This is a genomic window from Sulfurospirillum sp. UCH001 (genome assembly GCF_001548035.1).
Taxonomy (GTDB): domain Bacteria; phylum Campylobacterota; class Campylobacteria; order Campylobacterales; family Sulfurospirillaceae; genus Sulfurospirillum.
In genome coordinates, this window is the sequence record NZ_AP014723.1 from 629,858 (window position 1) to 655,395 (window position 25,538).

At 36.7% G+C, this 25,538-nt stretch carries 26 protein-coding genes; 10 read left to right on the forward strand and 16 right to left on the reverse strand.

Features of this window, described 5'->3' with window-relative positions; all coding sequences use genetic code 11:
* Positions 1-2: 2 nt before the first annotated feature.
* On the reverse strand, positions 3-1,136 hold the full coding sequence (gene dnaJ / locus UCH001_RS03235; protein WP_173636810.1) for a molecular chaperone DnaJ: 1,134 nt from the start codon (positions 1,134-1,136) through the stop codon (positions 3-5).
* A gap of 153 nt (positions 1,137-1,289) precedes the next feature.
* Between dnaJ and UCH001_RS03240 the strand changes: the two genes are divergently transcribed.
* From UCH001_RS03240 to recR, 4 genes are all read left to right on the forward strand, one after another.
* Positions 1,290-1,793 (forward strand): Spy/CpxP family protein refolding chaperone, encoded by a 504-nt coding sequence (locus tag UCH001_RS03240; protein WP_067174226.1) that lies wholly within the window; start codon positions 1,290-1,292, stop codon positions 1,791-1,793.
* A gap of 101 nt (positions 1,794-1,894) precedes the next feature.
* Positions 1,895-2,566 (forward strand): response regulator transcription factor, encoded by a 672-nt coding sequence (locus tag UCH001_RS03245; RefSeq protein ID WP_067174229.1) that lies wholly within the window; start codon positions 1,895-1,897, stop codon positions 2,564-2,566.
* Positions 2,563-3,810, forward strand: coding sequence for an ArsS family sensor histidine kinase (locus UCH001_RS03250; RefSeq protein WP_067174231.1), 1,248 nt, complete (start codon positions 2,563-2,565; stop codon positions 3,808-3,810). Before UCH001_RS03245 ends, UCH001_RS03250 begins: the two co-directional genes overlap by 4 nt.
* Complete coding sequence (gene recR, locus UCH001_RS03255; protein WP_067174233.1) at positions 3,807-4,376, forward strand: recombination mediator RecR; 570 nt, start codon at positions 3,807-3,809, stop codon at positions 4,374-4,376. Before UCH001_RS03250 ends, recR begins: the two co-directional genes overlap by 4 nt.
* A gap of 3 nt (positions 4,377-4,379) precedes the next feature.
* On the opposite strand, the gene UCH001_RS03260 is transcribed toward recR, so the two are convergent.
* Complete coding sequence (locus tag UCH001_RS03260; RefSeq protein WP_067174235.1) at positions 4,380-6,575, reverse strand: bifunctional diguanylate cyclase/phosphodiesterase; 2,196 nt, start codon at positions 6,573-6,575, stop codon at positions 4,380-4,382.
* A gap of 260 nt (positions 6,576-6,835) precedes the next feature.
* On the opposite strand from UCH001_RS03260, the gene UCH001_RS03265 reads away from it, so the two are divergent.
* Positions 6,836-7,099, forward strand: a complete 264-nt coding sequence (locus tag UCH001_RS03265; RefSeq protein WP_067174237.1) for a zf-TFIIB domain-containing protein — start codon at positions 6,836-6,838, stop codon at positions 7,097-7,099.
* 37 nt (positions 7,100-7,136) lie between these two features.
* Here the strand turns inward: UCH001_RS03265 and UCH001_RS03270 are convergent, their stop codons facing one another.
* From UCH001_RS03270 to gatC, 12 genes are all read right to left on the reverse strand, one after another.
* Positions 7,137-8,777 (reverse strand): fatty acid--CoA ligase, encoded by a 1,641-nt coding sequence (locus UCH001_RS03270; protein ID WP_067174240.1) that lies wholly within the window; start codon positions 8,775-8,777, stop codon positions 7,137-7,139.
* Between the two features lie 20 nt (positions 8,778-8,797).
* On the reverse strand, positions 8,798-9,589 hold the full coding sequence (locus UCH001_RS03275) for a shikimate dehydrogenase (RefSeq protein WP_067174243.1): 792 nt from the start codon (positions 9,587-9,589) through the stop codon (positions 8,798-8,800).
* 7 nt (positions 9,590-9,596) lie between these two features.
* On the reverse strand, positions 9,597-11,009 hold the full coding sequence (locus UCH001_RS03280; RefSeq protein WP_067174246.1) for an anthranilate synthase component I family protein: 1,413 nt from the start codon (positions 11,007-11,009) through the stop codon (positions 9,597-9,599).
* Between the two features lies 1 nt (position 11,010).
* The gene (locus tag UCH001_RS03285; protein ID WP_067174249.1) at positions 11,011-11,754 is read right to left on the reverse strand and encodes an SPOR domain-containing protein; all 744 of its coding nucleotides are present in this window, start codon (positions 11,752-11,754) and stop codon (positions 11,011-11,013) included.
* Positions 11,755-11,778: 24 nt separating this feature from the next.
* The gene (locus tag UCH001_RS03290) at positions 11,779-12,321 is read right to left on the reverse strand and encodes a DUF1882 domain-containing protein (RefSeq protein ID WP_067174252.1); all 543 of its coding nucleotides are present in this window, start codon (positions 12,319-12,321) and stop codon (positions 11,779-11,781) included.
* An 8-nt stretch (positions 12,322-12,329) separates the two neighbouring features.
* Positions 12,330-13,577 carry a serine hydroxymethyltransferase gene (locus UCH001_RS03295; RefSeq protein WP_067174254.1) on the reverse strand — a complete coding sequence of 416 codons (1,248 nt, stop codon included), beginning with the start codon at positions 13,575-13,577 and terminating at the stop codon, positions 12,330-12,332.
* A gap of 2 nt (positions 13,578-13,579) precedes the next feature.
* On the reverse strand, positions 13,580-15,097 hold the full coding sequence (lysS, locus tag UCH001_RS03300) for a lysine--tRNA ligase (RefSeq protein WP_231963988.1): 1,518 nt from the start codon (positions 15,095-15,097) through the stop codon (positions 13,580-13,582).
* A gap of 27 nt (positions 15,098-15,124) precedes the next feature.
* Positions 15,125-15,586, reverse strand: coding sequence for a Fur family transcriptional regulator (locus UCH001_RS03305; protein ID WP_067174260.1), 462 nt, complete (start codon positions 15,584-15,586; stop codon positions 15,125-15,127).
* Positions 15,587-15,598: 12 nt separating this feature from the next.
* Complete coding sequence (locus UCH001_RS03310; protein ID WP_067174263.1) at positions 15,599-16,132, reverse strand: CvpA family protein; 534 nt, start codon at positions 16,130-16,132, stop codon at positions 15,599-15,601.
* On the reverse strand, positions 16,132-17,079 hold the full coding sequence (locus UCH001_RS03315) for a GGDEF domain-containing protein (RefSeq protein WP_067174265.1): 948 nt from the start codon (positions 17,077-17,079) through the stop codon (positions 16,132-16,134). Before UCH001_RS03315 ends, UCH001_RS03310 begins: the two co-directional genes overlap by 1 nt.
* Positions 17,080-17,168: 89 nt before the next feature.
* On the reverse strand, positions 17,169-18,236 hold the full coding sequence (locus UCH001_RS03320) for a type IV pilus twitching motility protein PilT (protein ID WP_067174268.1): 1,068 nt from the start codon (positions 18,234-18,236) through the stop codon (positions 17,169-17,171).
* A 25-nt stretch (positions 18,237-18,261) separates the two neighbouring features.
* Positions 18,262-18,552: an Asp-tRNA(Asn)/Glu-tRNA(Gln) amidotransferase subunit GatC gene (gatC, locus tag UCH001_RS03325; RefSeq protein ID WP_067174271.1), complete on the reverse strand. Its 291-nt coding sequence runs from the start codon at positions 18,550-18,552 to the stop codon at positions 18,262-18,264.
* Positions 18,553-18,696: 144 nt separating this feature from the next.
* Here gatC and UCH001_RS03330 point away from each other — a divergent pair, with 144 nt between their 5' ends.
* The 5 genes from UCH001_RS03330 to hisG are packed head-to-tail and all read left to right on the forward strand — an operon-like array spanning position 18,697 to position 21,893.
* A complete protein-coding gene (locus UCH001_RS03330; protein ID WP_067174274.1) occupies positions 18,697-19,278 on the forward strand; it encodes a hypothetical protein in 582 nt (193 codons plus the stop codon).
* The gene (locus tag UCH001_RS03335) at positions 19,278-20,288 is read left to right on the forward strand and encodes a PQQ-binding-like beta-propeller repeat protein (protein WP_067174277.1); all 1,011 of its coding nucleotides are present in this window, start codon (positions 19,278-19,280) and stop codon (positions 20,286-20,288) included. The genes UCH001_RS03330 and UCH001_RS03335 overlap by 1 nt, the downstream gene beginning before the upstream one ends.
* A gap of 30 nt (positions 20,289-20,318) precedes the next feature.
* Positions 20,319-20,645 carry a hypothetical protein gene (locus UCH001_RS03340; protein ID WP_231963956.1) on the forward strand — a complete coding sequence of 109 codons (327 nt, stop codon included), beginning with the start codon at positions 20,319-20,321 and terminating at the stop codon, positions 20,643-20,645.
* Positions 20,632-21,258: a type III pantothenate kinase gene (locus UCH001_RS03345; RefSeq protein WP_067174282.1), complete on the forward strand. Its 627-nt coding sequence runs from the start codon at positions 20,632-20,634 to the stop codon at positions 21,256-21,258. Before UCH001_RS03340 ends, UCH001_RS03345 begins: the two co-directional genes overlap by 14 nt.
* 14 nt (positions 21,259-21,272) lie before the next feature.
* Positions 21,273-21,893, forward strand: a complete 621-nt coding sequence (hisG, locus tag UCH001_RS03350) for an ATP phosphoribosyltransferase (RefSeq protein WP_067174285.1) — start codon at positions 21,273-21,275, stop codon at positions 21,891-21,893.
* Here hisG and UCH001_RS03355 read toward each other — a convergent pair whose 3' ends face one another.
* Together UCH001_RS03355 and UCH001_RS03360 are read right to left on the reverse strand one after the other, a co-directional pair.
* On the reverse strand, positions 21,894-22,274 hold the full coding sequence (locus tag UCH001_RS03355; RefSeq protein WP_067174288.1) for a response regulator: 381 nt from the start codon (positions 22,272-22,274) through the stop codon (positions 21,894-21,896).
* Between the two features lie 10 nt (positions 22,275-22,284).
* Complete coding sequence (locus UCH001_RS03360; protein ID WP_067174291.1) at positions 22,285-25,524, reverse strand: ATP-binding protein; 3,240 nt, start codon at positions 25,522-25,524, stop codon at positions 22,285-22,287.
* Positions 25,525-25,538 lie beyond the last annotated feature (14 nt).

Genomic DNA, 25,538 nt, shown 5'->3' on the forward strand with positions numbered 1-25,538 from the left:
ATTTAGTTAAACCAGCTTTTGATTTTATCGAATACGCCTTCAAATTTTTCATCTTTATGTTTGGATTCAATGCCAAACTCTGTTTGAAGTTTTTCGAGTAATTCTTTTTGCTCTTTAGTGATTTTTTTAGGGTAACGAATCGAAATTTGAGCAATCATACTACCAAGTTGATGCGTATGAACATTTTTGACACCCTCTTTTTTGAAGATAAACTGTTGTTTGTCTTTTGCTCCAAGAGGAAGTTCTAACTCTGTTTCGCCTCGAATGGTTGGTATTTTAATGGTTTCACCAAGTGCTACTTGTGTAAAGAATACAGGCACTTCGATGTAGATATCATCATTGTGACGTACAAAATGTTCATCTTCTTTGACATGAACTAAGATGTAAAGATCGCCTCTTGTACCTCTTTCATCGATGTTTCCTCGCCCTGCAACCCGAATGCGGTTGTTGTTGTCAATGCCTTCTGGTATGTCTATGGTAACTTTATCGTCTACTTGAGTAAAGCCTTTGGCATTACAACTTGGGCATGGATTGGTGACGACACTTCCTTTCCCATTACACGCAGGACACGTTTGTGAAAAAGTCATAAACCCTTGACGGTAAAATACTTGTCCTTTGCCTTTACACTCTTTACATGTTGCCTTAGATTTATCTTTGCTTCCTGTACCATCACAGGTTTCGCAAGGTTTTTTATAAGAAAAACTGACCTCTTTTTTTGTGCCAAAAATAGCTTCATTAAATGCTAAAGTAACTTCAGCTTCAAGGTCAAGGTTGTACTTTCGGTTTTGTTTAGAACTACTTCCTCCAAAACCACCACTACTGAAGCCTCCACCAAAAACAGACTCAAAAATAGAGCCAAGATCACCCATAATGTCTTCATAACGCATATCGGAGAAGTGGCTAAAGCCTTGAGAATCAAGCCCTTGTTTTCCATAACGGTCGTATGTAGCACGTTTTTGTTCATCGCTTAGGACTTGGTAAGCTTCATTAATGGCTTTGAATTTTTCTTCAGCCTCTTTGTCACCTTGGTTACGATCAGGATGGTATTGCAGTGCAAGCCTTCTATACGCCTTCTTAATCTCTGCTGCATCAGCAGATCTTGTAATTTCCAGTACTTCGTAATATTCTAGGTCCACTATTATTCTCTTTACATGTAAGTTTAATTGAAGATCAAGATTTTATCAAAAAGTAGTTTAAATTTTGGTTGTTAAGGTTGATTAACAAACCGTTAAAAGCTCGTTAAGAGCAGGAGCGTATTATTTCATCATAAAACTTTTAAGGAGTACACAATGAAAAAGACAATTTTAACACTAGCAACATTAGTTGCGCTTGGCACAACCAGCGCTTTCGCATTTGGTGGCGGTCAATGCCAAAATATGCAATCAGGTATGGGAATGATGCAAGGTGGCTGTGGCATGGGTGGATCAGGTATGATGATGGGTGGTAAAGGTGGCATGATGCCTCAGCTTATGCAACTCAATCTTACAGACGATCAACGTCATAAGCTAGCTGTTTTACAGAGTGAAATGAAATTAGAAATGACTAAAATTCGTGATCCAAAAATGATGACAAAAATGCAAGATTTGATGAGTGCAGATTCCTTTAACAAAAAAGAGTTTATCAAGATTCATAATGAAATGCACGAGAAGATGTTAGCGCTTCAAGCAGATCACATGGAAAAAGTATTTAATCTCTTAACCAAAGAACAACGTGCTGAGCTTAAAACATTGATGGCACAAAAACCACAAAAACCTATGCCTATGGCTCCTGCTGCTGCACCTTCAAGTAAATAAGAATTTATTGTAATACCCCTTTAGACCTCTTCGGAGGTCTTCTTTTTTTAAAACTCTTCCAAATTCAGTATAATTATAAAAAACCTAAATGAGGTTAGAGAATGATTAATGTCTTAATGATAGAAGATGATGAAGAATTTGCAGAGATTTTGAGTGAATACCTCGCAAAATACAATATTAAAATTACCAATTATGCAGATCCTTATTTGGGATTAAGTGCTGGAATTAAGAAGTATGATCTTCTTATTTTAGACCTTACCTTGCCAGGTATGGATGGACTTGAAGTATGTAAAGAGGTTGTTGCAAAATATGATATTCCTATTATTATCTCCTCTGCACGTAGCGATATTAGCGATAAAGTGATTGGGCTTCAAATTGGTGCGGACGATTATCTTCCAAAACCGTATGATCCTAAAGAGATGTACGCGCGTATTCAAAGTTTGATTCGTCGTTATAAAAAAAGCTCTACCCCTGAAGAGCAACAAACACAAAGTGTCTTTTTTGTGGATGAAAAGCGCCATGAGATCTCTTTTAAAAATGAAGTTTTAAGTCTAACACCTGCAGAGTATGAGATTCTCTCTTATATGATTAAACAAAATGGTTTTTCTATCTCTCGTGAGCAGCTTGTGTATAACTGTAAATCACTCAAAGACAAAGGCTCAAAAAGCCTAGATGTTATCATTGGTCGTTTGCGTGCAAAAATAAATGATGATTCTAAAAACCCTGAATACATCCACTCGGTTCGAGGGATTGGATATAAGCTGGTTGGATGATTAAAAATTCGATTTTAAACAAGATCAGCGCGATCTTTTTTCTCTCACTCTTTTTGTTGGCAATGTTTTTTGCTCTTTTACTTGAGCATCAAAGTGATAAAAACTTAGAAAATATGAAGCAGCGCCAAATTCAGTCGGTTAACTACCTGTTAGTGATGTACCGTAACAACGTCCAACCTGGTGACATTGAGGAATATTTTAATAACTTTGGTCTTAAAAAAGTTTCCAGTAAACACTTACGTGATTCTGTACTCGCTAATGGTGTTGTAATTTTTCAGAAACTTTCACCCATTAGTCGTTTTTCTTCTATTGTCTATAATGACCGTTACTATCTTTTCATCGATAATTTTGAATCCAGTGTTCTTTTAGAGAGCCAAGACTACAAGAATTTCAATGAGAGTTTATGGGTCGTTTTTGTGATTGCTCTTTTGATTTTACTCTACATGTATGTTTCTATTTTCAAAAGTATTGCTCCTTTGAAGACACTCAGTTCTCAAATACGTAAGTTTGCATGTGGTGACTTAGAGATTGAATGTAAAAGCAATTCCAATGATGAAATTGGTGAGGTGGCCAATGAATTCGATAGGGCTGTTAAAAAGATACACGACCTCATTAACTCCAGGCAACTTTTTTTACGTACCATCATGCATGAGCTTAAAACGCCTATTGGCAAAGGGCGTATTGTAGCGGAGATGCTCGAAGACGCAACTGCGAAAAAAAGACTCGTAGGTGTTTTTGCACGGTTAGACCTTCTTATCTCTGAGTTTTCAAAAATTGAGCAGATTACTTCTAAACGATACGATTTGGCACTTAAAGAGTATCCGCTGATGCATGTGATTGACCAAGCGGTTGATCTTTTGATGTTAGATGATCAGAAAAAAGAGGAGTTGGTGAAAATCGAAGGTGATTTTGATTTTGAAGTGGTCGTTGACTTTGATTTGATGGCATTAGCGCTTAAAAATCTGATGGACAATGCGATGAAACACAGTCTTAGTCATAAAGTCTATGTTCGAAGTGACAATAAAACTGTTATTATCGCTAATGAAGGTGAACCTCTTAAAATGTCCATAGATGAATATTTCCAGCCTTTCGTTTCTGGTTCCAAGGCATGTGGAAGTGGACTAGGTCTTGGATTGTATATCGTTAAAAATATCATTGCCCAACATGGTTTAGAGGTGATATACCGCTATGAAGATGGTCTGCACCAATTTAGTATTGATTTTGCCAAAGGATGCGTAGCATGATGCGTGGATTAGAGAAGTTCAATAAGCTGGTTGAAGCTTTTGAAAAACTTCCAACGGTTGGACGAAAGTCTGCTGTTAGGTTTGCTTATCATCTTGTTTTAAACGATACATTTTCAGCCATGAAACTTGCCAATGCCATTGAAAGTGCGATTAAAAGCATTCGCAAATGTGAGCGTTGTGGAGCGTTAAGTGAGCATGAAATTTGTGATATCTGCCTTGATGATAGACGTGATGTGCAAAAATTGTGTATGGTGGAGAGTGCAAAAGATATTTTTGTATTAGAAGAGCATAAACTTTTTGACGGACGTTATTTTGTGCTTAGTGACCTTGAAGAAGAGACGCTTGAAAAACTTGAAAGCATTGTCAAAGAAGGTGTAACAGAAATGATTTTTGCACTGACACCATCGTTAGCAAGTGATGCATTGATTTTATTTATTGAAGATAAACTCAAGAACCACTCACTTCACTTTACAAAGATTGCACAAGGTGTCCCTACAGGCGTTCATCTTGAAAATGTCGATATGCTCTCTTTATCTAAGGCGTTAGAGTCTCGCACAAAAATCTAGGCGTTATGTATCGAGATGGCTGAAAAAGGCATAGCAATTTTTGCCTGATTGTTTCGCATAGTACATTGCTTTATCCGCATGTAAAATTAACTCTTCCGCACCTAGAGAATCATCAGGGTAAAAACTGATACCTATACTCGCTGAGATGGATAGATCAATACCATGAATTTCAATAACCTCGTTCATGGACTGTAAAATACGCTTGACAATAGGCTCACACTCATAAGGCTCTTTAAGATCGGTGAGCAGGGCTACAAACTCATCACCACCTAAGCGTGCAATCGTCTCATTTTTGCGCAATAGACTTGTAATGCGTTTAGAGACAGCGATAAGAAGTTCATCTCCAACATTATGACCATAGGTATCATTGACCTCTTTAAATCCATCCAAGTCAATGTATAAAACGGCTAAATGGGCATTGTAACGCTGTGCCTCAGCGATGGCTTGTCCCAATCTATCCCAGAGTAATATACGATTAGGCAACGATGTTAGCGCATCGTGCTGTGCAAGATGTTCGAGTTCTTCCTCATGCTCTTTCATAGTAGTAATATCTGTAAAGAGTGCCACAAAATTTTGAACTTCACCTTCACTGTCTTTGATAGCGCTGATGGTAAGCCTTTCTGCGTAAATACTGCCATCTTTACGGCGATTCCAAATCTCTCCTTGCCAATTTCCTGCAGTAAGAATGCTTTGCCACATTTGTGTATAAAAAGGCATCTCTTGTCTGCCAGATTTTAAGATACGGGGATTATTACCAATGATTTCAGAAAGAGGGTATCCGGTTGTGCGTACGAAAGCGTCATTTGCTTCAATGATTGTCCCATAGGGGTCAGTGATAATGATACCTTCTTTAGCATACGTAAAAACACTTGCTGCCAGTTTTAGTTTTGCATCGCTTTTGCTTTTCTCAATAGCCAGTGCTATAAATTGTACTTCATCTTCGATGAGCTTCATTTCGCGAAGTGTAAGCGGTTGATGTTGTAATGAACAGATAATGAAAAGACCTAATGGTTTTCCAAAGGCTGAAACAACAGGATTTAACCAACAATGTTCAGCATTCTCAAGAGTGATGCATTTTATGTTTTCATACCACCATGCTTCTTGATTGAGCGAGCTAAAAAGATGAGGTTGAGGGGATAGGTGCATCAGATGGGTTAAAAAATCATCATTGTTACGTGCTGCACTAATGATGGTACTATTTAAAAGTTCAAGGGCATTCGATGTTGCACCAAGGGTCAATTTATGGTTTGTTTCATCAAAAAGAACAATACTACATCCTATACGATGGTGATGGATGGCTTCTATATCTCCAATCATCGCATGTAAAATCGTAGAAAGAGGTGATGTGTTGGCAATCATCTGTAAAATTTGTTTATGGTGCTGTTCACATTGTTGGATGTATTTGCGGTCATCAATATCGGCAATGACACCAACAAGCCCAATTTCTACACCTTTGGCATCATAAAAGCGTTTTCCTGTGAGTCGCCCCCAAAAACTACTACCGTCTGACCTACGGTAGATACGCTCTAGATCGACTGATGCAATTTTACTACCCAATAGGGCAAGCATTTTTTGGCGTCCAATCTCTTTTTCGGAAGAATGAATAAGTTCTACATACTCTTTACCTTGCAGTATCTCTTTGTTTGGATAGTGGAACATCTCAGCCATACGTTGATTGGCTTGCGTGATATGTCCTGTCATATCTACTAAAAAGATAGCAACACTGGAAGTATCTAAAATTTGTTTAAAGAGTGTCTCTTGAGTTGCAAGATCTTCGCTTTTTTGTATGAGTTCTTGTTCAATTTGTTTACGATCGGTTATATCGTGTATGATGGAAAAGAGTACTTTTCTTTCTTTGAGATTGATAGGTGTTGAAAAAACCTCTACATCTCTTATTTCACCATTGGCACGTTGATGTTTAAAATTGAAATAGTTACGCTCTTCCATAAGAGCGCGTTTTCGCTCCTCTTTTACACGTTCAGGTGGAAGGGTGTTAATCGTCGCGATAGACATTCCAACAAGGTGTTCTAAGGGGTAACCATAATAACGTGACGCTGCCTCATTGGCATTGATAATTTCGCCACTTTCAGGATCAAGTAAAAGCATAATGGAGCTACTGGTATCAAAAAAACGATACAGTGCATTGTAATTGTCATCTGACGAAAAAAAGGTATGAAAAAGTCTTGAAATAAAATTCATGAAATACTCTCTTTAGTAAATGTCACACCTATAATAGTATTAGTTTAACATAAAATTTTTAATGTTTGGATGTATAAATTACTTTTTTTTAAGCACAAAATCAAAATTTAAGAAGCCGATAATCAATAATGCCAAAATACAGGCTTTTTATATTGATGATTATGATAAATGAAGACGTAAAAAAGAGGACGAAAAATTTAACATTTATTTACTCTTGATTGTTATAATTAAAGACAATAGCATTAAAAGGAGTAAAAATTATGCGATGTCCCATCTGCCAGAATGTTGATCTTTTACTAAGTGAACGCGCAGGAATTGAGATAGATTATTGTCCACAATGTAGAGGTGTGTGGTTGGACCGTGGTGAACTTGATAAAATCATTGAACGTAGTACAACCTATAGTTCTACACCTTCTAAAAGTTATGAGAAAGAACGTAAGCACGACACCTATCATGAAAAATCAAATCACCACGGATACCCTAAGAAAAAAGAGAGTTTTTTAAGTGAATTGTTTGATTTTTAAATGAAGAAGGAAGTTTAGACAAACTTCCTTTATACGGTTAGAAAGCGTATTTTTTTCGAAGCTCTTTTTTGTTGATTTTACCAACACTGGTTTTATCAATACTTTCAACGCATTTTATTTTAAGCAACATACCTTCGCGTGCCATAATTCCTTTTTTGATGAACTCTTTAGCATGGATCAGTAACTCTTTTTCATTGGTAGGTTTCGTAGAGTCTAAAACGACAAGTGCAAGAGGTCTTTCTCCCCATTTCTCATCTTCTACTCCAATCACTGCGACTTCTTTGACACTTGGGTGTTGGTGAATGATGTCTTCGAGCTCCAAAGATGAAACCCATTCTCCACCCACTTTGATGATGTCTTTAACACGATCGGTGATTTTGATATAACCACGCTCATCCATGTTCGCCATATCTCCCGTATGTAAGTAACCGCCTTGCCAGAGAATTTCAGAGTTTTTTTGATCTTTAAAATAGCCTTGAGTAAGCCATGGAGAGCGTACAACGATCTCTCCCGTACTCATACCATCTTTAGGAAGTGCTTGCATCTTCTCATCAACCACTTTAATCTCAACTAGACCCATAGGACGACCTGTTTTAATGCGTATATCGCTTTGGGCGTCATCATCAAGTTCCAACATTTCAGGAGTAAGTTGCGCGAGACTCAAAATAGGGCAGGTTTCACTCATCCCGTATCCTGTGAACATATCGATACCTTTTTTAAGAGCCTCTTTACACATAGCCTTAGGAAGAGCAGCTCCACCGATGATGACCTTCCATCCTTTAAGATTGACATCATGAATTTTTGGAGAGTTAAAAAGCATGTGCATGATGGTAGGAACACAGTGTGAGAACGTGACTTTTTCTTTATCAATTAGGTCTAAAAGAAGATCAGGGATATAACGACCAGGATATACTTGTTTCACACCGAGCATGGTCGCAACATAAGGCAACCCCCACGCATGTACATGAAACATCGGTGTGATGGGCATATAGACATCACCTTGATGAAAGTTTCCTTGTTGTGGAGCACTGCCAAGTGTAGAGAGAACGCCCAATGTATGAAGAACAAGTTGACGATGGGTGAAATAAACGCCTTTAGGAAGCCCAGTAGTGCCAGTGGTATAAAAGGTTGTAGCCCGTGTATTTTCATTAAAATCTGGAAAATCAAAAACATCGGCGTGTTGACTGAGAAGTGCTTCGTATTCACCTTTAATATCCAAGGTTGTTGAAGGTACTTTTTCATCATCCGCTAAGACGATAAAGCTCTGCACATCGAGTCTTCCTTTGATTTGCTCCAAGGTAGGTAAAAAATCTGTATGTGCTAAGATAACGTCATCTTCTGCATGATCTATGGTGTAGAGAATTTGCTCAGGAGAAAGACGGATGTTGATCGTATGAAGTATGGCCCCAAGCATTGGAATCGCAAAGTAGCATTCTAAATAACGATGAGAGTCATAGTCCATAACTGCAACGGTATCGCCTGCTTTGACACCCATCGAAGTGAGCATATTGGCAAGTTTATGAACACGTTTTTTAAAAGTCGCATAGGTGAAGCGTTTCTCTCCGCGATAGACGATCTCTTGGTTTGGATCATAATAAATAGGGGCATTTAGAATATTTTTAATTAGCAGTTGATAGTCATGTGCGTAGGGATTTCCCAATGTTCTTTCAAGTTGCACATACTCTCCTTTAGGAAAATTTAGAGTTCAAAAGCAGGGCGCATCAGAGTTTCGATGGTCTTTAGATCATAATGCTTGGAAAAAAAGAGGTTAAAAGCAAGTACTCCTTGATAGAGAAGCATCTCTTTACCATCTTTGCAGCGTATGTTACAACTTCTTGCCAATTCTAAAAAAGGAGTTGGTTTGTTATAAATCACATCAAAAGCGTATTTTGACTCTTTAAAAATGGTTTTTAAAAGTTCTTTATCACAAGGGTATTCTTCATCTTTTAGTCCAGCAGAAGTGGTGTTGATGATGAGGTCATAAGGTTTTGATTCAAACGTATCCCATGTTTGGCACGTAAAACCTCTTGATGCAAAAAAAGAGAGTCTGGAAGCAGAACGATTGAGAATGGTTGTCTCTATATCATGACTTTTTAAAATAATAGCAATGGCTTTAGCCGTTCCACCTGCCCCCAAAATAAGGGCATTTCGAATATATCCAAAACTTTTTATTGCTTCATAAAAGCCTTCTGCATCCGTGTTATAACCAATGACGCGCTCGCCTTCTCGTACCAGAGTATTGACTGCGCCTATCTCTTTGGCAATGCCTCTTACTTCATCACATTGTTCGTATGCAGCTTCTTTATGAGGAACGGTTACATTTGCACCTGTTAATTTCATAGCGTGGAAAGTTGAGAGTAATTTTTCAGGCTCGGTAATGGCTTTTCGTACATAGCAGCCATCTAATTTTAGTGCTTGTAAAACGCTGTTGTGAAGGCGAGGAGAAATAGAGTGGGTTACGGGGTAACCAAAGATACTAAAGAGTAACATACGAGTGCTACTCTTTAAGGTCATCTAAAGAGCTAGTCATGGCTCCTAGTTTATTGGTTACTTCAAGATATTCAAGTTCAGGTTGACTATCGGCTACAATGCCTGCACCTGCTTGAAAGATAATCTTTTCATCATCCAAATAAGCAGTTCGAATCATAATACAACTGTCCATATTGCCATCAAATCCAAAATATCCAGCAGCTCCACTGTAAAAGCTACGCTTTATACCTTCAAAATCGCTAATGAGTTCCATAGCCCTAATTTTAGGCGTTCCTGTCATCGTGCCAGCGGTAAAAGTCGCGGCAAAAAGATCAAACATATCATGTTTAGTATCTAATGTAGCTTCAATATCGCTGACCATATGCATGACATGAGAGTATCGCTCCACTCTCATCATCTCTTTGACTTTTACACTTCCTACTTTTGCAACACGACCAAGATCATTTCGCCCAAGATCAATGAGCATCAAATGTTCAGCTCTCTCTTTTTCGTCACTGAGCATCTCTTTTTCATAGGCTTGATCTTTTTCATACGTTGAGCCACGTTTACGCGTTCCTGCAATAGGGCGTAGTAAAATATGACTGTCTTTGAGTCCTACCATCACCTCTGGAGAGCTTCCTATGATTGCAAACTCTGGATAAGAGAGGTAGAACATATAAGGAGATGGATTTTTTTGACGCAAAATACGGTAAAAACTGAGACGATCAATTTTCGTGTATTGTGTAAAACGATTTGACATTAAGATCTGAAAGACATCTCCGCTTCGAATCATCTCTTTTGATTTACTGACCATTTCAAAAAAATACTCTTTTGAAAAAGCGAAGGAGCCTTTTGCTTTATCGACATATGCTGTTTGGATAGGAATGTGAATATGCGGCTCTTTAAGTAGCCCCTCGATGGTATTTAGTTGCGAAGCCAATTCTGAAACAAATGTTGTTAACGTAAGTGTATTGGATTTGTGCGAGAAGGTACAGACTAACTTTGGACGCATCAGATCAATTTCTGGAATGTGAAGATCATCCTTAAGTCCATCCATATGAGCTTTCAAACGAGGCTCAAAAATTTTGACAGCGTCATACCCAATATAGCCGATAAATCCATCTACAAAACCAACGCCAAGTTCTTTAGCATAGTTTTTATAGAGTGTTTTATCAAGCTCTGCATAACGTTTTTTTAAAAAAGTAAAAGGGTTAGCTCCCAAATTGTGTGAAGTGCCATCTTCATCGATATGAACACTCTCACCGTCTTTGTGAATTACACGCTCACGTGCTCCAATAAAGAGGAAACTAAAGTTGCCATCGTTGTTATTGATGGCACTTTCAAATAAAAAGCAGAGCTCACCTGAAAAATGATTCTGCAATTTTGCAAAAATCGTGATGGGGGTGAGCTGATCAAAAAGAATTTTACGAGAGCTAAGCACCTTATTTTACCCTGTAAATGAACGCGTTTTTATTGATACTTGAACGAATCAAGACAAGAGCACTTTCTGCATCACTTGATTTTGCATATGGTCCTATAAGAATCTTAGTGACTTTGTTACCATTAACAACTGTTGTATAAAGTTTGTACTCAAAGCCTTTTGCTTTGATATCACTGAGTTGTTTCGCATCAGGAGCAGTGGCAACAGCACCCACTTGAACATAAATACCTGCATCAGCACTTCCACCAGTCGATGGATGTGAGTCGACTTCTGTACTGCGAAGTAGAGGTTGTGCTTTAGGCTCTTCTTTTACTTTAGCAGGCGCAGGCTCTTTTGTTTTAGCAGGCGCAGCTTCTTTAACTGGTGCAGTTGTTACTGGAGCGGTGGTTGTCTCTTTAGGTTTTACCTCCGCACCTTTTGCCTCTTCTTGTTTTTGAGCCTCTTTTTCTTTAAGTGTTTTGATCATATCTTCAAAACTCTCTTTTTTAGGGTTCTCTTCAATAATCGGCACTTGTTTAAAGAGCTGATCGTCTTTAGGAACTTGTGTCTCTTGCGTTGGTTCTGGTGGCAAAATCAACTTAGAAGCATCTTTACCTTGATCTTTGTTTGCTACTTTCATGCTTGCGAGGGCGACCAAAAAGACAAGAATCAAAAAAGCAACTAAAATAAGGATACGCTTCATCTTAAGGGTTTTGTTATCCCCTTTTTCTAACACAATATCACTGAGTTCATTTCTATTTTCCATCGTTTCTCCTTAGAATGATGTTTACTACATATGCTTCGACCAAGAAGCGCCTCGCTCTTTTTGGTACAAGTCATAAGGCAGTGCCAAAATGTTAAACTCTCTTGGAAGCTCCTGTGTCGGGAACATTCTCCACTCACGAGGAAGCTTTTGCGAAAGCTTTGCTGAGAGCATTTTAGCGATCTGATACCCCTCTTGTAAGGTAGTATGACCTTTATGAACATACAGATGTAGATGACCCTCCGTTTTACTCTTATACGCAGTAAAATTGATGAATCCTTCTTCTCTAAGCAAAAGTTGTGCCCTATGCCAAAATCGCTCGGTATTTCTTCCATTATAGTCGAAAACGATGTTCTCAACTTTGTCAAAACGATTGATCAAAGAATGCGCAACCGTAATCTTTCCATCAAGGTGATCTTTGATGATACTGTTGTTCAAAGGCTGATCAATACGTTCGAATTTATCAAAAAAGACTCTCCCTCCAAAATCGATTTTTTGGACAATGTTATCACGTTTAATCCAGTAGTGATCGGTTATCATTTTGATGAGAGAGACGTCAATATTGTACATAATTTCCCTTAGTAGGTTGGTCTATCATAAATAATAAAATTGCTTGCCAATGCTTTCATTTCATCTTTGATTTTTGCATGGAGCGCTTCATCATTGATGTTATCAAGAACATCTGCGATTTTGTTTGCAATGATTTCAAACTCTTTTTCTTTCATACCACGAGCAGTCAAGGCTGGTGAACCAATGCGTACGCCACTGGTAACAAATGGACTTCTAGTTTCGCCTGGAACAGTATTTTTATTGACGGTAATACCTGCACGTCCAAGCGCTAGATCTGCATCTTTTCCACTAAATTCTTTGTTGAGGAAAGATACCAATACAAGATGGTTATCTGTACCACCACTTACGATGTCGTAACCTCTTTTAATAAGAACGTCTGCAAGTACTTTTGCATTTGCACGAACTTGTTTTGCATAGACTGTCCATTCTGGTTTTAAGTTTTCTGCAAAACCAACGGCTTTAGCAGCAATAACATGAACCAATGGACCACCTTGAATACCAGGGAAAATCGCGCTGTTTACTTTTTTAGCAATCTCTTCGTCATTGGTAAGGATGATACCACCTCTTGGTCCACGAAGTGTTTTGTGTGTTGTTGACGTCACAACATGACAGTGCGGGAATGGACTTGGATGCTCACCTGCTGCAACCAAACCAGCGATATGTGCGATATCTGCAAATAAATATGCACCAACTTCATCTGCAATTTCTCTAAATTTAGCAAAATCAATCTCTCTTGGATATGCACTCGCGCCACAAACGATCATTTTTGGTTTAACGATATGTGCAATTTCTCTTACTTTATCATAGTTAATGCGACCATCAAGCTCTACACCATAGAAAAAGCTAGAATACGTTTTACCAGAACTGCTGACTTTTGCACCATGTGTTAAGTGACCACCATGGCTTAGATCCATACCTAAGATTTTATCGTATGGGCTTAAAAGGGCTTGATAAACACCTTGATTTGCTTGACTACCTGAGTTTGGCTGAACATTAGCATAGGTACAACCAAAAAGTTTGCATACTCTATCAATTGCAAGTTGCTCAACAGCATCTGCAAATTCACAACCACCATAATAGCGTTTACCTGGATAACCTTCTGCATATTTATTGGTGAAAACACTACCCATTGCTTCCATAACAGCAGGGTAGGTAAAGTTTTCACTAGCGATCATTTCAAGATGGTCACATTGGCGGTTTAACTCTTTTAGCGTTAAGTCATAAACAACAGGGTCAACAGTTTTTAAAATACTCATTTTTATTCCTCATCTTTTTGTGTTTGTTCATCGTTGTCATTAAGCGGTTTCATGGCTGGGAAAAGAATGACATCTTTAATGGATAACTCATTGGTGAGTAACATCGTCAAACGGTCAATTCCAAGTCCCTGTCCCGCTGTTGGTGGCAAGCCGTAACCTAAAGCATAGACATAGTCTTCGTCCATCTCATGGGCTTCATCATCACCTGCGTTTTTTGCCTGCAATTGTTTTGCAAATCTCTCGTACTGATCCAAAGGATCATTCAGCTCATTAAATCCGTTGGCAATTTCGCGACCCGCGATAAAGAGCTCAAAACGCTCTGCAATATTTGGGTTCGTCTCACTTCTTCGAGCCAATGGGCTGATTTCAATCGGATAATCAATAATAAATGTAGGATTGATAAGCTTCTCTTCTACAAAAAGATCAAAGAGTTCTTCATAGAGTTTTCCAAGGCTTAAATTTGCTTCTACACTAAAGCCTTTATTATTAATGTATTGCGTAATTTGTGCACGGTCATCTAGTATTTCATCTGGAACACCACCAATTTCACTCAGCGCTGCTCTAAAGGCAATTTTTCTAAATGGCTTTGAAAAATCAATCTCCATTTCCCCATAAGGAAGTTTACGTGGAAGCTTGAGTTTTTTAAGAAGTACATCAAACATCTCTTCTGTTAAATGCATTAAATCATGGTAGTTATGATATGCCCAGTAAAATTCAATCATTGTAAATTCTGGGTTATGCGTTTGGTCCATACCTTCGTTTCTAAAGTTACGGTTAATTTCAAAAACAGCTTCAAAACCACCTACAACAAGACGTTTGAGATAAAGTTCTGGCGCAATTCTTAAATAACGATCTACTCCTAAAGCATTGTGATGAGTCACAAATGGCTTTGCATTCGCACCACCTGCAATAGGGTGCATCATTGGTGTTTCTACTTCTAAAAAGTCTCTTTCTTCAAAAAAGTGGCGGATTTCACTGACAATTTTACTTCTGATTTTGAAAGTTTTGCGTACATCGGCATTCATAATCATATCAAGATAGCGTTTGCGGTATCTAAGCTCTTTATCTTGAAGACCATGGAATTTTTCAGGCAATGGAACAATTGATTTTGTTGCTACTTCTAATGCTTTTACATGGAGTGAAAGTTCACCGGTTTTTGTTACGAAAGGAAAACCCGTAACACTAATAATATCGCCTACCTCTACAAGTTTTTTAGCTTCATCAAACCAATCATCGCCAATAGATTCGCGACTAAAATATATTTGTAAAAGGCCATGCTCATCTTCAATTTTTGCAAAGGCGGCTTTCCCCATATGGCGTAAAAATTTAATACGTCCTACAACAGTATTGTTCTTGTTTTCATCACGTTTGAGTTCGCTCTCTATGACGTACTCATAACACTCTAAAAACTCTTTTGTGCTCGTGTCTTTAATTATATTGTGTCGATAAGGATTTCGACCAAGCGCTTGAAGTGCTTTACCTTTTTCGATACGCTGTTGTTGGTATTGGTCTTGAAATATCAAAATTACTTCCTCTTTTCTAAATGTTTACTTTTCTTTTGCACACTCTTCGCAAAGACCACGCAATTGCATTAAATGACTGGTGATAACAAAACGATTTGCTTTTGCAATTTCGAGTTGCAGTTGTTCAATTTTGTCATTTTGGAATTCAATGATGAGTCCACAGCTTTTACAGATCATATGGTCATGGTGAGGCTTATTGGCAAGTTCAAATTTTTTGCCTGCAACACCAAAAGAGATAGATGTTACCATGTGAGACTCTTCAAGAAGGTTAAGTGTTCTATACACCGTAGCGATGCCAATATTAAGTTCAGGATAAGTACTTTTTAGAAAAATATAGAGGTCCTCAGGTGTGAAATGCTCATTCTTTTCATACAAAGTTTTTAAAACAACTTCACGTTGTTTTGTAAATTTTAGGCTATTGTTTTTCAAGAGCTCTTTAAAACTTGCGAGCAAAGAGCTGTATTCAAGATTTTCAAATGTACTCATTGTTGACCTCTTTTAAGGGTTTGTTTTCTCTTTAGGCTGAAGGCTCTCAAACATCGTATTGGTATCAAGCTTAACAATATATTTTCCCATTTCTAAGAAAAGTGGAAACATCATACTTTTAGCAACATAAGGTTCCATTCTTGACTTGATAAACTCAATATTGCTCAGTGTAACAGCGAATACGGAGAAAACTAAAAATATTTTCATGCTTCCTATAACAAAACCAGCAAGTTTATCAATCATGCTAAGACCGCTCAGACTTAATGCTTGTGCGATTAAATAGCCTAAAAAAATACAGGTAATCCATACGACAATCAAAACAGCGATGAATCCAAAAAGATAAAGCGATGCTTGATTCCCAAAGGCAAAAATATGATCACTAATCATTTTGCCGGCAACAGGTGCATAACGTGATGCGAAATAGATACCACCGATAATACCTAAAAGACCAAAGACTTCTTTGACAAAGCCGTTGATAATGCCTTTAATGCCTAAAATCAGCACTAAAGCTAAAGAAATAATGTCAAACATAGAAACATTCGCCATTAATTTGCGCTCCTAAAACAATTTTTTCCACTACGTTTGGCTTCATACAGTGCTTTGTCTGCTTTATCCAATAAATCATCTGCACTAATGTTCTGTTTGTGTGAACAAATACCGGCACTCAGAGTTAAATGAATGTCGTGGTTTTTATAAAGTAATTTACTATCACTTGTTTCTTTAATGATACGTTCTACAATTTTAGTGGCTTCATCAAATGAAGTACGATTCAGAATAACCACAAATTCTTCCCCACCATAACGATAGATACGAGTACCTCGACGTAGTGAATTTTGAATTAATTTTGATAAGAAAATAAGCGTTTTGTCCCCTGCAATATGACCAAAAGAGTCGTTGATCTGTTTAAAGTCATCTGCATCAAACATGACAAGGTGCATATCCATATCTTTATCTTTGCCAAAGCTGAGTACTTCTTCTAAGTCTTTAACGAGAACTCTTCTGTTATGTGCTTTTGTCAAAGGATCAATGTTTGATTCTCTCTCCAAGCGTTCAACTTCTAATTTAAGTTTTGCGATGGTTTCATCCGCTGCTTGAAGTTCTTGAAAAATTTTACCTTGAAAACTATCGAAAGCTTGAAGGATTTGGTGGGTATCAACACTTTCGTAATCTTTTTTGATATTGTCAATGTTGATGGCGGTTTCATCTGAAATAAACTTGAGATTATCGTTTGTTTTAACAAACTCCTCTAGCCCTTTTTTCATTAAACCAAAGCATGTTTCGCTTACCATCTCTTCTTGAGAAGCGTTGGAGAAAAGATAACTGTGTTTTTTTGAGAGGTCTAGAATTTCTGGGTCACCGCTTTTTTGCATGGTTTCGACAAAGGTATCGTGGTAGTATTTAGGGTATGGAGGAATATTTAAGTCTTTTAATTTTGTAAATGTTTCCTCTGCAAGTTGAAAAACCATTTCTGCGATATGATTACCATTGTTCATGACTTTAGGTGCCTTTTTACCCATTATTTTAGATTTTTTTGTGCTTTAGTATAGCTTTAATAAGCTGTAATATTAGTAAAACCTTCTTTTTATATCCCCATATTGTTGAGGAGTTCTTGAGGTTGGGTAGAGTAACGAATGGCATCTTCTTTTGTAATAAGATTTGCTCGTAAGTTTTTCATCATAGCTTGAGTCTGTGTAATCATCCCCGTTTTTTGTTGGTTGAGTTGCATTTGAGAATAGATTTGATGAATTTTATTCTCACGGATTAAATTGGCAATTGCAGCGTTGTTGATCATAATTTCATGAATAGCAACCCTGCCACCTCCGACTCTGGGGAGTAAGCTTTGCGAAATAACCGCATGAAGAGATGTCGCTAGCATATTACGTACTTGTACTTGCTCTGCGCCTTCAAAGCTGTCGACAATTCTGTTAATTGTTTGTACTGCAGAGTTTGTATGCAATGTTCCTAAAACTAAGTGCCCCGTTTCAGCAGCAGTAATGGCGGTACTAATGGTTTCTTGATCTCTCATCTCACCTACAAGGATGATGTCAGGATCTTGTCTTAGCGAAAACTTGAGTGCTCTAGCAAAACTTTTTGTATCTTCTCCTACATTTCTATGTGAGAAAAGGCATTTTTTGTTCGTATGAATAAACTCTACAGGATCTTCAATTGTAATAATATGTCGATGTTCAAAAAGATTGATTTCATTTAAGAGTGCAGCGAGTGTAGTAGATTTACCGCTTCCTGTTGGACCTGTAACTAAAATAAGCCCTTTTTCCCGTTTAACTAACTCTTTAAAAACGATAGGAGCATTGAGATCATCCAAAGATGGAATATCGATAGGAATAATCCTAAATGCAGCTGCTAATTCTCCATTGATAGTGTAGTAGTAGTTGGCACGGAAACGACCAATGTCTGGAAACATGATTGCAAAGTCGAGCTCTTTATCTTCTTCAAGTTTCTTTTTTTGTTTATCGGTAATTAGTGTATAACAAATCTCTTCAATTACTGTACCGCTAAGTTGTTCCATATCGAGTGGAACAAGTTTCCCATCGATTCTGATTTGAGGTTCACTACGACCTACAAGATGTAGATCGGACGCTTTGTATGCGACCACATTCTTCAATAATGCCTTAATATTGAGTGAACTCATAATCTTTGTCCTTGCTAATTAGAGATTATTCGATAATTTTTGGAACAACAAAAAAGCCATTTTCACTTTGAGGAGCATGTTTTAAAATTGTTTTGATAATGTCATTATTAACATTTGGAGTATCTTCTCTAAAAGGAGTGCCACCATTAAGGGTTGTGAAGGTTGCTTCTTCGCCTTCAAGATTAAGCTCATTAAGATTTTCAACAAAAGAGACAATTTCACTTAACTGATTGATCACACCTTCTCTTTTTTCGTCGCTAATTTTTAAAGAAGAGAGCCTTTCTAGCTTTTGCAGTAGTTCATTATCAATTTTCACGGTTTTAAATCCTTCGATTACTTTTTAAAAATTGATTATAGCGAATTCTCTTTTGGTGCATACTGAAATAACATTAGTGGCTTTTTATATTTCTTGTGATAAACTTTGTTATATTTTTCAAAAATCGCTTAATAAGGATAGTGTTTGGGACTTAAAGAGAATATTAAAGCGGTCAAAGAAGAGATTAGTACTGAAGAGCAATTCTTAGAAGGAATGATCAAAAGTGAGCGCTTCTTTAACCGCAATAAAAAATATATTATCTCAGCATTAGTGCTTTTAGCTTTAGGTGCTGGTGGTTATGCTATCAATGATGTTATGGCAAGTCAGCGTTTGAAAGTGTCAAATGCTGCATATCAAGCACTTTTAAAAGATGCTAACAATACTGCTGCACTCGAAACTCTTAAAGCAAAAAATCCAAAGCTTTATGCAATGTATACCTTTGAGACGGCACTGGCAAAAGGTGATATCGAGGCATTAACTCAAGTATCCCTTTCAAAAGACAATCCTATCTTAGCAGATTTGGCGACGTATCAACTCTCACAGCTTGATGCCAATAAATCACCTAAAGGGGAATTACTATCAGGCATGGTACTACTTCAAGAGGGGTATGAATTACTCAAAGAGAAGAAAGTAGAAGAGGCGAGGTTGAAGTTTGCTCAAATTGAGACGAATTCACCACTTAAACAGATTGCAAAAAATCTAGAACACTATCAAGGTTTAAAATAATGAGATACGCAAAAATTGTTTTTTCACTTTTGGCTTTATTGTTAGTTGTTAGCGGCTGTGGCACAAAACGTCAATATTTTGAACCAGAATCACTTTCTGGCAAAGTCAGTTATGATGGATCTCTTCCTGGAACTATTGTTGATGCTGTAAGGGATGGCGCAACATTATCTAATGGTCAAGTTGTTACGAAAAAAGGTCTTTCTAATATTGTTTTATCTGAAGGGTTTGTTTATCTTGCAGAAGATAAAGGACGTTATGTCTCTGCATCTAAGTGTGGAGCTTTACAAATTGTAGATGCAAATAAAAAAGTGCTTTTCTCAAAAGAATGTAGCGTTTCTGTAGCATCTGCATCATTGAAAAATAACCTTTTAGCAGTTGTACTAGGCTCAAATGAATTAGTGCTTATCGACATCAATGATGGCAAAGAAATGATGCACCTTAAGCAAGACAATGTATATGTTCTAGACTCACGTATTGCTTCACCTTATTTTTTAGGTGACTTGATTGTTTTCCCAACATTAGATGGTAAATTAGTGATCGTAGACGAGCAAACAAAAAAACCAATTCGTGATGTTGTCGTAAGTAACGAGAAGTTCTTTGGCAATATCATTTATCTTCAAGTTTTGGGTGACCGTTTAGTTGCGGCAACAAAAAGTAAAGTGGTTTCTATTAGCCCAAAATCAATTAACTTCTTAGAGACTGATGTCAAAGATGTGATTGTTCTTGAAAATCGTATTTTTGTTTTCACTAAAGATGGACGCGTGATTTTAGCAGATGCTGATCTTAAAAAGTTAAAAGAACGTAAATTCCCATTTGCAACATTTGCTGGAACCATTTACGGTGACTTTGTTTATATGATTGAAAAAGGTGGCTATGTCATTGCAACAGATTTAGATTTGATCTCAACCAATGTTTATAAACTTCCAGATGAAATTGAAAGTCACGTCTTTACAACAGGTGATGCACTTTACTATAAGAATCATTTCTTTAAACTCAATCGTAAAAAATAGGTATTGGGTTGTGTTACCATCATGAAGGAGATGTTAGAGCGTATTTGTCATAATAAACAGGTCGTTTTTACATCTCTAGATGTGGTGGATCCTCAAGTCCTTCATACTCGCAAAAAACTTTCTATTTTTAGTGGTGTTGATCAAAAATCTTTTTATCATCTTATCTTTCGAATGGATCAAAAAAGCCGTTTTTTACGAAAAAATGTTGATGAAATTATAGACCTCTACAAAAGTTTAGAACAACATGTTAATCATGCATATAAGTATAAGCATTTGCTCATTAATGCTCCTTTGTGCTCTAAGGCAGCGCTACTTCTTAATGAAAATGGTTGGAAGGTTTATAATGATTTTATGTGATATTGGTAATTCAAATGCTGATTTTTATCAAGATGGTAGGGTTTGGAGTTTATCTCATAAGCAATTTAAAGACTTTGCCACCAAAGAAACAGTGTATTATATTTGTGTCAACGATACTTTGAAACATTGGGTACAAGGTAAATCAAACTTTATTGATTTAGAGCCGTACTTTGAATTTGACACAATTTATCAAGGTATGGGGATTGATCGTATCGCAGCATGTAGTACGATTGAGGATGGAATGATTGTCGATGCTGGAAGTGCAATAACAGTGGATATTATGTCAGGAGGTATGCACTTGGGTGGGTTTATTCTGCCTGGACTTGCTGCGTATGAAAAATGCTACGCTTCCATTTCTCCACGCCTAAGCTTGCCTATCAATCCTAGTATTGCTTTGGATGCATTACCTCAAAAAACAAATGATGCGATTTCTTATGGAGTTGTGAAATCAATCCTTTTACTTTTAGAGGCAACCTGTAAGGACAAACGTATTTTCTTCTTAGGTGGAGATGGAAAATTTTTCTCTAAATTTTTTAGTAATGCGATTTTTGATCGTACGCTCATTTTTAGAGGTATGCTTAAAACAATTAAAAAAACACAGTTAGAACATTAGGATAAAGGGATAAAATGTTAACAGTAGCATTGCCAAAAGGCAGAATTGCAGAAGAGACATTGGAAATTTTTGAAAAAATTTTTGGAACAGCTTTTCGTTTTGATGATAGAAAATTAATTTTAGAAGCAGACGGTTTTCGATTTTTACTTGTGCGAAATCAAGATGTTCCTGCATATGTTTTACATCAATCTGCAGATATCGGGGTAGTAGGATTAGACGTATTGGAAGAAAAAGATGAGGACCTTCTTCGTTTGCTTGATCTTGGTATTGGAAAATGTAAAGTATGTGTAGGTATACAAGAAGGTAAAGAGATTGATTATAGTGCGCCTGAACTCAAAGTCGCTACTAAAATGACCAATATCGCGCAAAAATATTTCTCAAAAAAAGCAATGGCAGTTGATATTATCAAATTGTATGGCTCTATTGAATTAGCACCACTTGTAGGTCTTTCAGATGTGATTGTTGATATTGTTGAGACAGGAAGCACCATGAAACAAAATGGACTTAAAGTTGTTGAGACAATCTTGGATTCATCGGCATATTTGATTGCGAATAAAAACAGTTTTATTGAGAAAAAAGAGGAGATAACATCGTTATATTACAAGATAAATGAGGTTATTCAACGAAGTTGCTGATCAAAAAAGATCAGCAACTTTCGCTATTTTACTACTTAAGTCATGTTCACGTATTGGTTTTACTAAAAAATCAAAAGCTCCATGATCAAATGCTTCATGCTTACGAGTTTCATCTGTTGTTAACACAATCACAGGAAGCTTTTTAAATTCACCCATAGATTGAATGTTTGTGAGAAATTCAATACCATCCATAACGGGCATTTTAATATCAAGCAATACTAGGTCAATATCACCTTGTGTTTTTAGAAGATTGATTGCATCAAGTCCATTTGTCGCTTCAATGATCGCACCAACTTTTTCATTTTTTCGCAACATTGAACTAATCAATTTAAGATTGATAAAATCATCATCTACGGCTAGAATTTTCAACTGTTTTTCCATATGTTAGCCTTTAAATAAACTTGTGAATCAATATTTCAAGATCTTTTTTACTAATTTGGTTCGGTAAAATAGCATCAAAGGCAACAGAGATATCTTGGTTTTTATCTTTTGGATCAATAAACATAATAGTATTGATCTTTCCAACGTGGTGAGATTTTTCAATAGAAAGAATCCACTCTAAAAATGCATCCGCATCTTCTAGAAGCATTTCTTTATCAAATAGAACAACTTTATAATGTTTGGATTCTATTTTTTGTTTGAGATCATTGTATGAAGTAGCTGCTTCAACGCTCTCACACATTTTACTTAAAACACTTGTGAAAATTTTAGTTTCTATAGGGCTTTTTTTCAACACAATCACATCGAGAATATCGATAGAGGAGAGTGCATTACTCATACTTTCTTCATCACTCTTAGCTTCAGGAAGATTCATGCTAGAGATTTCTTGCGTTGTTGGTGCATCTTCTATCAAGAACGAAGGTTTTGGCTCTTCTTCAAATGTTTCTATCATTGGTATAATTGGAGCAGTAGGTTTCGCTGCTGCCTCTTCTTCTTGTGCGGAGTAGTCAATTTTATCTTGGATGAAAAGATTGAGAATGCTTATGATACTGTCTTTTTTGATTGGTTTAGTGATGTATTCATCTAAACCTTCTTTCATAAAGCGCTCACGATCACCTTTTAGCGCATTGGCAGTAATAGCCACGATAGGAATGTGTGGAAGATGGTTTTTCTCTTCATATTCTAAGATTTTATGTGTTGCCTCAATACCATCCATAACAGGCATTGCGATATCCATGAAGATCATATCAAAGTTTTCGGTTCGACGACGCTCAAGAGCTTGTAGCCCATTAGGAACGATGGTAATATTAAGTCCTAAATCTTCTAGGGTTCTGCGAATGAGTTTTTGATTGATTTCATTGTCTTCTGCTACGAGAACATCCGCTTTGAATTTTTTGCCAAAGGTAGTTTTTTGAATTGGTTGTGGTTCAATACGATCTTCTTTGGCAGGTAAAAATTCGCGCTTTGCTTCTAATGCTTTCACCAATTTTGATACATTAATTGGTTCATAAATTGGAGTGATATATTTTGTATTGTATTCATTAAATTTCGATTGCTGTGAAGATTTAAAGATCAAAATAATTGGCAATTTAATTTTTTTATACTCTTCGAGTTCTTCTTTTGTAAGGTTGTTATAATCTGCAACAATGATATTGCTACCAGCTTTAAAAATGAGATTTTTAAGCGCTGGGAAGTCAGTATAATATTTTGCATGTGCCCCAAAATAGGTAAAGTAATCATACATAAATTCGGTATGTGCTTTGGAACTATTGAGTGGCGAATAGATAGCACAGTTAAAATCACTGAAATGATCTTTATAGTCAGTGCCACTTGCTGTTGATTCTACAAGATCTAATACAAAGAAGAAGCGGCTTCCCTTTCCTTCTTCGCTTTCCACCTCTAGTCTTCCACCCATGAGAGCAATATATTTTGAAGAAATAGTAAGACCTAAGCCTGTTCCTCCAAATTTACGTGTAATGGTTGAATCTGCCTGATTAAAGGCATCAAAGATACCTTCAATTTTATCTTTATGAATACCGATACCAGAGTCTTGAACACTAAAGAGAACGCGTGCTTTATCCAATGGTGCATTATTTAAACGTTTGATTTCAACGGTAATTTGACCATTGTTTGGTGTGAATTTAACCGCATTACTCATTAAGTTAATCAAAACTTCTTTAATTTTAACAGCATCACCTTTGAGGTAATTGTGTAGACTTGGGTCAATATATAAAGAGAGTTGAATATTTTTTTCAGATGCTTTTGGTCCATACACTTCCACAGCATTTTCAAATTCATCGATAGGGGAGAAAAGAATTTCATCGATTTCAATTTTATTACTTTCTACTTTTGAAAGGTCTAGGATATTATTGATAATCGCTAAAAGGTTTTCAGAACTTTTCTCAATAACATCTACGAATTCACGTTTTTCATCATCGAGGTCTGAATTTTTGAGGAGTTCAGTAAATCCGATAATACCATTAAGTGGTGTACGAATTTCATGTGACATGTTGGCAAGGAAAATACTTTTTGCAGCACTTGCTTCTTCTGCATTTTGTTTTTCTTTCGCAATGTTCTCAATGGCTTTATCAATAATTGCATAGGCAACGTTCATACCTTCTGCGGTATTAAAATCAACTTTTTCTTTTGTTTCAGCAAGTTCTTCAACACGTGTAAAGATGTTTTCAAGTCCTTGAACGTTCTTTCTAAATTGACCTGAAAGTCCAAATCCTAAGAACATCAGAACAATAGAGATGACCCATGTTAAGCCTGCTCCGATAAGCTGACCCATATTTTGCGTGTCATAACGTTGTTCTTCTTCATGCAATGATGCTTTAATAATTTGTGCTGATTTATCAAGAATATCGATTTTTTTTGTTAAAAGACCGAACCATAGAGTAGGGTCAATCAAATATTCACCACTTTGAGCCGCAGTAATCAGTTCAGCTTTGACTTGTGTAATTTCTTCTTCAAGTTTAATGTTTTCAGGAAGTTTGTAAAGATTTTCGATTTGTGTTTTTGTTTTTTGGTCATTAAGGGTTGTGTGATCGAAGATATTGGAAACACCAAATATATTAATCCAAATTTCAAGATCTTTAGGGCTAAAAGGTACGTATTGACTTAAAATTTTTGATACAAATCCACGTTCTTGCCCTAAATATTCAATATTTTTATAAAGTGAAACAAGTGAATAGGTTAGGTTTGAGATATTGGAGTTGGTATTGATGGTACCGATGGTTTCAAGTTCTTTTAAAAGATGCGAGTTGATCTGACTGTAGTAATCAAAGAACATTTTGTTAAAATCAATTGCAAAGCTGTCTACAGCTTGACGCATTTCCACAATTTTAGTGATGTACGTAATAATGTTTTTGATATTTGCTGTTACTTCATGGGTCTGATAAAAATCATGAAACTCTTTAATTGCTTTATTAACATTGGCACGTTGTTCTTGTAACGCTTCTTTTGCAATACTTCCTTGGCTAGAAAGGTATGATGCACTAAGTCCCCTCTCTTTTGCAAGCTCAATGGAGAGCGCACTTAAAACTTTTGTACTTTCTATTTTATTTTTAAGTGTTAGAGTAGTATCAAATTGGGTATACGATAAAAAAAGAAAGTAACTCGAGAAAATAAAGAGAATAATCAGAGGGTATTGACTGATAAGCCTAAGAGTATGCTGGGTCGTTAATTTCATGGTTAGTGTCCTTT